The following is an 11,856-nucleotide window of genomic DNA, read 5'->3' as shown; positions in this document are numbered from 1 at the left end:
CCGGCATGCTCCGCATCCTCCCTGGGATCAGAGCCTGCACCGCACCCGGGGCGCATCACGGTCTACGGGATGCTGGTGCTGATCGCGAGCATTCTGCTCATGGGGTACGAAACACTCCAGACTCGTACCTCCGTGAAGGAAATAGCGCCGCGAATCGTCGTCGGATTCCTGGCCGGAGCACTGTCTCTGTGGATTTGCACCAAGGCCATCGACATCGCCAACGCGTTGGCGAGGGCGGTAATGGGCGGGGTAGTCGAATTCGCTGCGGGTGAGACTCTGAAGAACCTGATTCTGAGTCCGCTCAACGGCGGCTTCTTCCTCATCTTCATCGGCATCGTTCTCGTCGGAATACTCGTCGCGTTGCTGGTTTCCTACATCGTGCGGGTCGGGTTGACGTTGCTCCTGGTCGCCGGAGCGCCACTGGCGCTGATGTTCCACGCCTTACCACAGACCGAGGGAATCGCCAGAACCTGGTGGAAAGCGGTCGGTGCCTGCCTGGCCATCCAGGTGGCCCAATCCCTGACCCTGGTCACCGCCTTGCGCGTGTTCCTGGCCCCCGGCGGCTTCACCATCTTCGGCACCACCGTAAACGGGCTGGTCAACCTGCTGATCGCGCTGGCGATCCTGTACATCCTGTACAAGATCCCGTTCTGGCTCCTGTCCTCCCTGCGGGTCAGCAACGGTCGTTCCCTGGTCGGCTCGGTTGTCCGGACCTGGCTCGCCTACAAGACTTTCGGCCTGCTCAAGGGCAGGAGCGCCCGTGCACCCGCTGACAGAACCGAACCCGCTGGCGCTCGGCAACAGCGGGCCGACCGGTCGATTCACCCGGAGCCGGGCAGACTGCGCCTGCGTCGCCCCACCCAGCCGGTCTCGCCATCCCGACGTTCACTCGCGGACGAGCTGAACGATCCAAACCGGGTCATGCCGTATCAGCGACCGGCTGACCCGCGTGACCCCGCACTGTTCGGGCGACGGGGTGGGATCAACAAGGACGCCCGGCCGCCGCGCCGCGTCGAGGGGGCGCTCATCCCGCCGGAACCAGGCATGCTCCCCCTCACCCTGCGCCCGAACCTCCCGACGCGTCCCTACCGCGCGAACCCCGGACGACGCTCGTTGGCGGACGACCTGGCCCAGCCTCGGCGCCCATCCACGTCCCCTCGCGACCCGGGCCTCCTGCTGCGGAACGGGCGGATCAATCCCTCGGCTCGTCCTCCGCGGCGGCTGGATCGCCCGTTGATCCCTCCGGAACCGGGCATGCTGCCGCTCACCCTGCGACAGCCGAAGTCGCCGCCGCAGACTCGGGCCACCGAAGAACGCCGCCGCCCGCATGTAGCGCCCCGACAGCCCGCCTTGTTCAACGAGCGCGGGAAGCCCACTCGCTCCGCGCTGCCGCTCCGTCGCGTCGCGGCCCCACTCAACCTGCCAAAGCTCAACCCGCCCCGGCCGAGCACTCGCCCAGACGACGCTTCCTGAGGACCCGTGACCATGACCCACCCCGTAAGGATCCCGTCGGACGTCGACCGCGACGACCACATCCTCGCCAACTTCACGGCCCGCCAGGTCGCGGTGCTCGCCGTGGCCGGGCTCGTGCTCTACGGCGGGTGGCTCGTGACGAAGAGCTTCCTTCCCACCGTGGCGTACCTCGTCGTCGCCGTCCCGGTCGGCATCGCGGTCATCGCCGTAGTCGTCCTGCAACGCGATGGGCTGCCGCTGGACCGGCTCCTGCTGGCAGCCGTCCGGCAACGGCTCAGCCCCCGCCGCCGGGTCACCGAAGGACCGCCCCAGGCGGTGCCGGAGTGGTTGGCCGACGCCGCGGGCGAGACCGCGCAGGTCGCCACCGGCGGCCTCGATCTGCCGGCCACTGGAATCGGTGAGACGGGCATCGTCGACCTGGGTTCCGACGGCGTGGCCTTGATCGCTGTCTGTTCGACGGTGAACTTCGCGTTGCGGACGCCCGCTGAGCAGGAGGCGCTGGTGGCAGCCTTCGCCCGCTACCTCGACTCCTTGGCAGCGCCCGTGCAGGTCCTCGTCCGAGCAGCGCGTCTCGACCTGTCCGAGCAGATCGACAACCTCGAGCAGCGCGCGCCTACCCTCCCGCATCCCGCGCTGGAGCAAGCCGCCCGCGACCATGCGCGGTTCCTGTCCCAGCTCGGGGAGCAGGCCGACCTCCTGCGACGACAGATCCTGCTCGTTGTCCGGGAACCCCTCCAGGTCGAAGCCATGACACGGCCTCGGCGCAAGCGGGCCGCGATCAGCGACGCTGCTCGCAGGTCCGCTGCGCAACGGCTTGTCCGCCGCGTGAACGAGGCCACCGAGTTGCTGTCGGGAGCCGGCGTCGCGGTCACCCTGCTCGACGCGGGCCAGGCGACGGCGGTGCTCGCCGCGGCCTGCGACCCCGACAGGTTGCTGAACCCCACCGCCGGCCTTGCAGGAGCCGATGACGTGATCACCACTGCGCCGGATCTGACCTGGGAGCCCGAAGGGGGTTGAGGAAGCATGCTTCGACGTAGTCGTCCGAGGTCCGGGCGTTCGAGCGTGTTCACTCCGGACGCGGTCGAGGTCGGCGCGAGGCACGTGCAGGTCGGCGGAGAGTGGATCGCCTCGTTCGCCGTGGTCGGCTATCCTCGGGAAGTCCACGCCGGCTGGCTGCAGCCGCTGCTCTCGTATCCCGCCCGGCTCGACGTGTCGCTCCACATCGAGCCCATCGACCCCGCCGTCGCGGCAGGCCGGTTGAAGAAACAGCTGGCCCGGCTGGAGTCGAGCCGCCAGCACACCGCACAGCACGGTCGTCTGCTCGACCCGCACGTCGAAGCCGCGACCGAGGACGCCTACGACCTGTCCTCCCGCCTGGCGCGCGGCGAGGGACGCCTGTTCCGGCTCGGGCTCTACGTCGCGGTGCACGCGGCCACGGAAGCCGAGCTCGCCGAGGAGACCAGCGCGGTGCGGTCGCTGTGCGCGTCACTGCTCATGGACGCAAAACCGACGACCTACCGGAGCCTGCAAGGGTGGGTCACGTCCCTGCCCATGGGCCTCGACCTCATCGGTATGGCCCGCACCTTCGACACCCAGGCCCTCGCCGCCGCCTTTCCCTTCACCTCCCCGGATCTCCCCCCACCCGACCCGACATCCTTCGCCGCGCCGTCGGGCGTCCTCTACGGCTACAACCTCGGTTCACAGGGTTTGGTGCACTGGGACCGTTTCTCGTGCGACAACTACAACTCGGTGATCCTGGGACGAAGCGGATCGGGCAAGAGTTACCTGGTCAAGCTCGAAGCCCTCCGAAGCCTGTACCAGGGCGTCGAGGTCGCGATCATCGATCCGGAAGACGAGTACGCACGCACCGCTCGGGCCGCTGGCGGAACCTACCTCCCGATCGGCACCGAAGGCATCCGGATCAACCCCCTCGACCTCCCCGTCCACACGCGTTCGGACGGGCGCAGAACCGCCCCGGCCGACGCTCTCACCCAGCGCAGCCTGTTCCTGCACACGTTCCTGTCAGTCCTGTTCGGACACAAGCTGTCGGCGGAAGAGCGCGCCACGGCGGACCAGGCGATCAGCGCCACCTACCGGAGTGCGGGCATCACCGATGACTCCCGGACCTGGACCCGTCCGGCGCCGCTGCTGCGCGACCTGCGGGACACGCTCGCCGACCACGGAAACACCGGCGCGTCGATCGCGGAGCGGCTCCATCCGTATGTGGACGGCGCGTTCCGAGGTCTCTTCCACGGCCCCACCACCACGGCACTCGAAGGCCATCTGCTGGTGCTGTCGCTGCGGCGCCTGGCCGACGAACTCAAGCCGGTGGGCACCCTGCTCACGCTCGACGCGATCTGGCGCAAGGTGAGCAATCCCGCACTGAGCCGCCCACGGCTGGTCGTCGTCGACGAGGCGTGGCTCCTGATGCAGGAACCCAGCGGCGCGGAATACCTCTGGCGCATGGCCAAGTCCAGCCGCAAACGATGGACCGGCCTGACAGTCGTGAGCCAGGACGTCGCCGACGTCCTGGCCACCGATCTCGGCAAGGCAGTGATCAGCAACGCGGCCACCCAGATCTTGCTGCGGCAAGCCCCGCAAGCGATCGACGACATCGTACGCACCTTCGTACTGTCCGAGGGCGAACGGCAGTTCCTCCTCGCCGCCGAACGCGGAACCGGGCTGCTCGCCGGCGGGACACAGCGGGTCGCGTTCGCGGCAGTCGCCTCCGAGGGTGAACACGCGCTGATCACCACCGACCCCGCCGAACTCGCCGCGAGGCCTGAGCACACGGCCGACTGGAGTGATTCAGTCATCGACCTCGGTCCTGCCGAGGAGCACACCTGACCGGGACATGCGCCCCGCCCCCTTCTTGAGGTCGCCCATGCCTCCTTTTGACCCGTGGACCGCAGTTCACGCGATTCTGGTGTTCACCGCGTCCGCCGGAGCCCTGACGCTCCTTCGGTTCTGGTGGTGGCGCCGCTTCCAGGCGGCTCTGCGCCGGAACGCACGGCTCATCACCGTCCTCACGCCACCGGCCGTCGCTCCGGCAGACGCGCAGGCGTTCTGGTCCAACCTCGTCGGGCTGCTGCGTCCGCGGTGGGCGAGGTTTCTCGGGCGACAACCGCATGTCGCCATGGAGTTCAGCTTCGGGCATGACGGCTTGCAGATCCGGCTGTGGGTGCCTGGATCGCTACCGCCCGGCCTGGTCGAGCGCGCCGTCGAAGCGGCGTGGCCTGGTGCCCGAACCACCACTGCTCCGGCGACGCCGCACCTCTCCGTCCCTCGCCACGCTGTCGTCGTCGGAGGCACACTTCGGCTCGGGAGACCGCAGGCCCTGCCCATCCGCACGGACTTCCCCGCCGATCCGCTGCGCGCGCTCCTCGGCGCCGCGACCGGACTCGGTTCCGACGAGCACATCTACGTACAGGTACTCGCCAAGCCAGTGACCGGACGCCGGGTCGGACGCGCGAAACGCGGTCAGTCCAGCAGCCTGACCGGCCGGATCCTCGACGGTCTCACGCCCGGCGCCTCCCCGAAGCCGGCACGAGATCCGCGGGTGAGGCTCGAAACGAACGCGCAAGACCGGGCGATCGTGGACAAGCACCGGGGCAACATGTTCGACACGGCAATTCGCTACGTCGTCGTCGCCACTGAACGACGGCTGGCTCGCGGGCGCGCCCATGCGATCGCATCGGCCTTCGCCGGCTTCGCCGGACACAACTACTACCGCCGCCGGCGGCTCCGCGCGCCGCTGAAGGCGCTAAACCTGCGTCGGTTCCGCGGGGGTGACCTGTTGTCGATCCCCGAACTCGCCGCGATCGCTCACCTCCCGCTCGACGAGGCCCTACCCGGCATACGGCGAGCCGGAGCGCGCGCCGTGTCACCGCCACCGGAAACCCCGACCATCGGACCGTCGATCAAGCCCCTCGGCATCTCCGACGTGGGGCATGCCCGCCCGGTCGGGCTGCGCGTCTCGGATTCCCGCCACCACGTTCACCTGCTGGGCAGCACGGGCAGCGGCAAGTCGACGCTCCTGGCGAACCTGATCCTCGCCGATGCCGAACACGGCCGCGGCGCCGTGGTCATCGACCCCAAGGGCGACTTGATCACGGACCTGCTCATGCGCGTGCCCGAGCGCGCGATCGACCGGGTCGTGCTCTTCGACAGCGATTCACCGGGACCTGTCCCGTGCCTGAATCCCTTGGAAGGCCCGAAGGACATCGCCGTCGAAAACCTCGTGTCCGTGTTCGCCCGCGTCTTCTCCGCGACCTGGGGACCACGGACCGAGGACATCCTGCGAGCCGCGTGTCTCACGCTCCGCGCGGCGGACGAAAGCCCCGCGCTGACGGCACTACCCGGGTTGCTGACGAACCCAGCCGGCAGCAGCCGCCACCGCACCGCTGTCCGGCACGATCCCGTGTTGCGTGGCTTCTGGGAGTGGTACGAACAGCTCTCCGACGGCAGTCGCGCGCACGCGATCGCCCCGCTGCTGAACAAGCTCCGGGCACTGCTGCTGCGGCCGTTCGTCGTGCGCGCGCTCGCCGCCGGACCATCCACAGTCGACATGCGGCAGGTACTCGACGGAGGCCTCTGCCTGGTCCGCATACCGAAAGGCAACCTCGGCGACGACACCGCCCGCCTCATCGGCTCGCTCGTCGTCGGCCGAGTCTGGCAGACCGTCACGGCGCGATCGGCCACCCCTCAACGCGAGCGACGGGACGCCGCGCTCTACGTCGACGAGGCCCACAACTTCCTGAACCTGCCCTACACCATCGACGACATGCTCGCCGAAGCCCGGGCCTACCGGCTGTCGATGGTGCTGGCGCACCAGAACCTCGCGCAACTGTCGCGCGAACTCCGGGAGGGGGTCTCCGCCAACGCGCGAACCAAGATCTACTTCTCGTCCTCCCCGGAGGATGCCCGGGAACTCGCCCGCCACACCGCGCCCCGGCTGACCGACTACGACCTCGCTCACCTCGAAGCCTTCCACGCCGCCATCCGGCTCGTCGTCGACGGTGAAGAGAAACCGGCCTTCACCGCGATCACCAACCGGATGCCGCCTGCCGTCCGCGGCCGGGCCAAGCAGGTTCGTCTCGCCGCCGCGCGCAACATCCGTACACCTCCGAACGCCGGCAGCACCGCACAACGGGCACCCGACCCGCGGCGTGCCGCCTGAACTCACGGAGCACCCTCATGCTGAACTCCCGCACCCCGCAACACGACCTCCGTACGCCGATTCCCCGGCGAGCGGACCTTCGAGCCGCTGTCTCACCCCGTCACCACGCGATGCTCTCCGCCCACCTCACCGTCCGGGATCGCTGGATCGCCCGCATGGTCGCCGAGCACCGGGTTCTCACCTCGACCCAGATCACCGAAATCGCCTTCCCTTCACGCCGAGCCGCGAACCTCCGCCTGCACCAGCTGTTCCGCTGGCGAGTCCTTGACCGGTTCCAGCCCTACATCGGACGCGGACGGGCACCCATGTTCTACGTCCTGGACGCCGCGGGAGCCCACATGCTCGCCTACGAAGACGGCATGGACCCGGCCGCACTCCGCTTCCGCCCGGAACGCTCACTGGGCATCTCCCACTCCCACAGGCTGGCGCACCTCCACGGCGTCAACAGCTTCTTCACCCCGTTCATCCACCACGCGCGCTCGAATCCGGCCGCGCACCTGGATGCCTGGTGGCCGGAAACACGCTGTACCCGTCACTTCGGCGACCTTGTCCGCCCTGATGCGTACGGCCGGTGGCGCGAAGACCGCCGCGGGATCGAGTGGTTCCTCGAATGGGACACCGGCCACTACCAACTGGCCCGCCTCGCGGCGAAACTCCATGACTACGCACGGCTGACGTCTGCCACCAAGATCGTCACACCCGTGCTGATGTGCTTCGCCAGCCCCCGGCGCGAGGCCCACGCCCGGAGCATCCTTGCGGCAGCGCTACGCGACTTACCCCGGCCGGACGAAGTCCCCGTGGCCACCTCGAACGCGGTGCTGATCGATCAGCAGCACACGGCCGCCGCCGCGGTTTGGCTACCCATCGACGGACACGTCCCCGGCAGACTGCGGCTATCCGAGCTGGCGTCTGCCTGGCCGCATCTCGCCCCGCCGACGGGAGCGGCCTCCGACGATGCCGAAAGCGGCGATCCGGTGCGCCTGCGGCCACCACCCGCCATGCCACCGTGGGACCAAACCGCCGAGCTGACCTGGCGGAAGCAGCCCACGGACCCGCGATGATCAAGGCTCTGCTCGCCGCCGCGGTCGCCATCGTCGGCCTCACCGCTTTCACGGCCTCGGCGATCAGCGGGGCCGCGTCCGCGGTGCTCGGCTCCGGCAGCGGCAGCCAGCCGAGCACCACAGCGCTCGCCGACATCCCGCCCGACTACCTCGAGCTCTATCAACTTGCCGCCGCGACCTGCCCCGGACTCGACTGGACGATCCTCGCCGCGATCGGGAAGGTCGAAAGCGATCACGGCCGAAGCCAGCTTCCCGGCGTCCTCACCGGAGAAAACTTCGCCGGCGCGGGCGGCCCCATGCAGTTCCTGCAAGCGACGTGGGACCAGGTGACGGCTCGCCACCCCCTCCCGCCCGGCGGCGCTACTCCGCCCTCCCGCTACAACCCCCATGACGCGATCTACACCGCCGCGGCCTACCTCTGCGACTCAGGCGCCCGCGACGGCCGAGACATCCACGCCGCGATCTTCGCCTACAACCACTCCGATGCGTACGTGAACCAAGTCCTCACCCAGGCGCAGGACTACCGCTCAGCCGCACCGACCTTCGCGCCGGCGTCGTCCCCAGCCGCGCAAGCAGCGATCAACTACGCCCGAGGCCAGCTCGGCCTCCCCTACGTGTGGGGAGGCGACGGCCCCGCTGCGGGGGACGCAGGCTTCGACTGCTCAGGGCTCACGCATGCCGCCTACGAAGCAGCCGGCATCGAACTCCCTCGCACCGCCCAACAGCAGTACAACGCCGGACCGCTCGTCCCCGCCGGTGCCCCACTGGCTCCCGGTGACCTGCTGTTCTTCGGCACCCCGAGCCGGGTTCATCATGTGGGCATCTTCATCGGCGGCACCGCCATGATCCATGCGCCGGACTTCGGCAAGCCCATCCAGGTACAGCAGGACTTCCACACCCTCGGTGACTTTGTCGGGGCCAGTCGGCCGTGGAATGATCACCAAGGACACTTTCAGGTCACGGGCTAGAGACAGGTCCCGGTCAAGCACCGCGTTCACCTCTTCGTGCGGCTTCCACGTGCACTTGTGAACAGGGCCGTTTCGGGGCACACGGTTTCCAGTGCTATCGCGAGCGACGCTCGCCTACCTCAGCCAGCGGGCCTGCAGCACCGACAACTGCGCGAAAACAAACACTCGCTCAGCGATCAGTATGCATGCTTGCCACAGAGTTCCACGTTCACGATACGCTAATCAATCAACAATTGACGCCCTCCAGATGTCAACAGAATATTTACAGGCTTCCCTGATTTGATCACCGTCAAATTCCAAACGCGCTGGTTTGATATTCTTTGCAGGCCAATCAAAAATGATCGTGAACAATCCACCCGACGGCAACGGCCACATGTCGATTCGTTGAACATGCCGCCAATAGCCACTTGTCGAACTCCCACCTCCGCCACCACCCGAACTCACCACTGAGATGACAGGGTACATCTCCGACAACCCTCGGTCGTGGGGCCGTGGAAAACCCGGCGCCCGAAGATTCGTAGCGTACCTACCATCAGAAAAGATGCAAGCCAGCCGCGGTTGATTCAAGCTTCTCACATGACCAATGGCCGATTGTCCATCGGCGTAGAGAAGACAATCAGCGTAGTTTTCCGGCGGAGTTCTGAAGTACATACTGAACTCCAGAGTAATATTATTTGGCCAGCATTCGAAGGAAGTTATCGCAACCCGTATTGATTCATTCCCAGTGATCAGCCTATCGTTAGGAAGCCGTTTTGGCATGAACATAGTTCGCGGCGCCAGGGCGTTAGAGCGAGGAGACTTTGGGTTTGGAAGATTTGCGGGCTCCAACTCCACACTGTCGAAAAATTCCATTATCTCACTCAATCCTTCCCTCCTGGACTCAACATGACTCGGGGTCATCCTATCCCTAAGCAGGATAACCCCGAGCCACACTGACAGCCACGTGATTTACGCAGGATAAACAGGAGGTATCGTGTAAGTTTCAGTTCCCGCATGACATGCTAGTTCCGGAGGACCGATCTGTTGACAGTTAGAGGGCCAGCCAGTGTAGACCCAGCCGTCCGGCAACAGCATGTCGTATTCTATCGTGGCCGCGTAGAATCCGTCACAACGTTCACTCGCCGCCAGGCAAAATGCGGAACCGACCGAGTCAATCTCCGTGCAGGGTGCGTCAGTCGGAACTTCGTGCGAACATTCCCCCGGTCCTGGCTGAGGCTCCCGAAGTCCTCCATTGATGAACATCGACGACTGAATCCACAGGTACCGCATCGTCTGGCCCGGCGTTCCGACCTCGCATATAAGTGTACCCGCATATGAAGTCTCAGTCGCTATGAGTGCTAGCGTAGTGCCATCATACTCTCCCGTAGTACTTGCATTTACATCTTCCTGACAACCACCACTAGGCGGATCGTCGAGCGTGGAGAGAGCAGGCCTTATTCCCACTCTCGCCGTGCTGCTCGACTTGAACGTTTTGAACTTGTGGCTTGGAACTGCCACTACGCCGCCAGGAGCAGTAATGGCGGTTGCCCCGGCGGGCGCCGCCGCGAAGGTGAGAGCAAGCACCGCAGCTACCAGGGACACGACGAACGCGGATCTTCGCAATTGTGCCACATCCTATCGTTATCAGATAACGGTGATCTATTTCAATAGACCTACCAGAATGCGGGAACAGGGTGATTTTGAAGCGAGGTACCTGCCGCAGGACCCATCGCCGCAATACCTCGTTGAAGCCCCCAGCTCCTTCAGTAGGTACAGCAAAGCTTAGGCACGCTGACTAAATCAGTCAACCACCCTTGAAGAGGATGTTCTATTGACAAGAGGACAATTGCACCCATGCTAGGTCATAGTTGATCTTGCCATGCTACGAATGATTCCGGGGCGCCGCCTGAAGCCTGATACTCGTCAGCGCACCAGCTGGTCGGCAGGCCCGAGTCCACCAGGTGTCCAGCCGCCGGTGCCTCAGCTTCGGCTGGACTCCGGTGGCGATCCGACGGCATCAACTCGTGCCCGCTCAAGACCACCTAACGGCTACACACCACAAGAACACCGCGACTCCAGGCATCGCGTACGCGTAGCGCCACACGATCGGCGAAGCCGGTCTCCGCAACTGCCCCGACTCAGGCCGGCACGCCACGGCGAGCGAGATCATCGAGTTCGGTCTGCTCCGCCTCCATACGGCCCATCAGCCAGAAGACACGCTCAACCTGATGCTGGTAGTGCTCCTCAGTTGGCAGAGTCATACCTCCTCCAAAATTCATCACGTGAGAAGATTCCCAGAATCGACTTAACCTGGCGCGTCGAAGACGCGATTCCCAGGACTTCCGCCCGTCGTTCCTGAGCTTCCTTGATCCAGTCGCCCTGCAGGGAGTTGCCGACGTGGAGCAGCACATCGGTGCCGAGGCCCCACAAAAGGCTGTTGACTGCCGCTCCTGCGATGGCGAGCTCGTCGACATCACACCCCATCCACACCAAATCGCCCGGGTCGAAGCCTCGGGACAGGAGGATTTTCGCGGCGGCCCTGAACAAGCCTCCGGTACCGACGGCGGGATCGCATACGGATTGACCGAAGCGGATCTCGGCGTCGGCGAACTGGAGTGCGGCGACCGCGTCGGCGACGTCGGTGGGGGTGTAGATCTGCGCCCGGGCCTTGGTCGCCCCGCCGGCCTTCAGAGCGGTCAGCACGATCCCGAGCAGGTCGACGTCGAACCGTTCGAGCGTGCCGGTCACGTCGAGCTGACCGGCGGCCAGTGCGGCGTCCGCGACGGACTTCGCCGTGGCCTCGACGGCCTCGCCAGCGTCAAACAACCATCCCATCAGCGGGTACACCAGATGCACAAGGTCAGGACGAGCGTTCAGCACTGACCGCCGGACCCCGCGGGCCCAGCACGCGAAATCCCGCTGCCCCAGAGCCCGCAGCTGCCCGGCCACGTCGTGATCAGACACAGGAAGGTTGACCAGGGCAAGCGTGGCCACCACCCCGAAAGGAACGTCGAGGCGACCGGAGCTGTCCGCGCCGTACCACTCACCGGCAACCGCCTCGGCGACACGCACCGCAGTCGCCGAGGCGCCCCTGGTGGTCATCGCGAGCACCCTGCTCGGGGTTGCAGCGCAGCCCGGGCCTCACTGCTGGTCCGTTCAAGGACGGGGCGCACCTTCCACGGCGGCAGGGTCGAGG

7 protein-coding genes are annotated in these 11,856 nt (G+C 66.3%); 6 read left to right on the top strand and 1 reads right to left on the bottom strand.

Features of this window, described 5'->3' with window-relative positions; genetic code table 11:
- Window positions 1-69 precede the first annotated feature (69 nt).
- From ABFX51_RS02660 to ABFX51_RS02635, 6 genes are read left to right on the top strand one after another with little or no spacing between them, the layout of a single operon-like run.
- A complete protein-coding gene (locus tag ABFX51_RS02660; RefSeq protein WP_346051849.1) occupies window positions 70-1,473 on the top strand; it encodes a TrbL/VirB6 family protein in 1,404 nt (467 codons plus the stop codon).
- A 12-nt stretch (window positions 1,474-1,485) separates the two neighbouring features.
- A complete protein-coding gene (locus tag ABFX51_RS02655) occupies window positions 1,486-2,490 on the top strand; it encodes a PrgI family protein (RefSeq protein WP_346051847.1) in 1,005 nt (334 codons plus the stop codon).
- Window positions 2,491-2,496: 6 nt separating this feature from the next.
- Window positions 2,497-4,320: a VirB4 family type IV secretion system protein gene (locus tag ABFX51_RS02650; RefSeq protein WP_346051845.1), complete on the top strand. Its 1,824-nt coding sequence runs from the start codon at window positions 2,497-2,499 to the stop codon at window positions 4,318-4,320.
- 37 nt (window positions 4,321-4,357) lie between these two features.
- Window positions 4,358-6,652 carry a type IV secretory system conjugative DNA transfer family protein gene (locus ABFX51_RS02645; RefSeq protein ID WP_346051843.1) on the top strand — a complete coding sequence of 765 codons (2,295 nt, stop codon included), beginning with the start codon at window positions 4,358-4,360 and terminating at the stop codon, window positions 6,650-6,652.
- Window positions 6,653-6,669: 17 nt separating this feature from the next.
- Window positions 6,670-7,713 (top strand): replication-relaxation family protein, encoded by a 1,044-nt coding sequence (locus tag ABFX51_RS02640; RefSeq protein ID WP_346051841.1) that lies wholly within the window; start codon window positions 6,670-6,672, stop codon window positions 7,711-7,713.
- Window positions 7,710-8,681: a C40 family peptidase gene (locus tag ABFX51_RS02635; RefSeq protein ID WP_346051839.1), complete on the top strand. Its 972-nt coding sequence runs from the start codon at window positions 7,710-7,712 to the stop codon at window positions 8,679-8,681. Before ABFX51_RS02640 ends, ABFX51_RS02635 begins: the two co-directional genes overlap by 4 nt.
- Before the next feature lie 2,223 nt (window positions 8,682-10,904).
- Here ABFX51_RS02635 and ABFX51_RS02630 read toward each other — a convergent pair.
- Window positions 10,905-11,762, bottom strand: a complete 858-nt coding sequence (locus tag ABFX51_RS02630) for an N-6 DNA methylase (protein WP_346051837.1) — start codon at window positions 11,760-11,762, stop codon at window positions 10,905-10,907.
- Window positions 11,763-11,856: the final 94 nt, after the last annotated feature.

The organism is Amycolatopsis dongchuanensis, from assembly GCF_039542405.1.
Lineage (GTDB): Bacteria > Actinomycetota > Actinomycetes > Mycobacteriales > Pseudonocardiaceae > Amycolatopsis_E > Amycolatopsis_E sacchari.
This window is presented reverse-complemented; position numbering and strand designations above follow the sequence as displayed.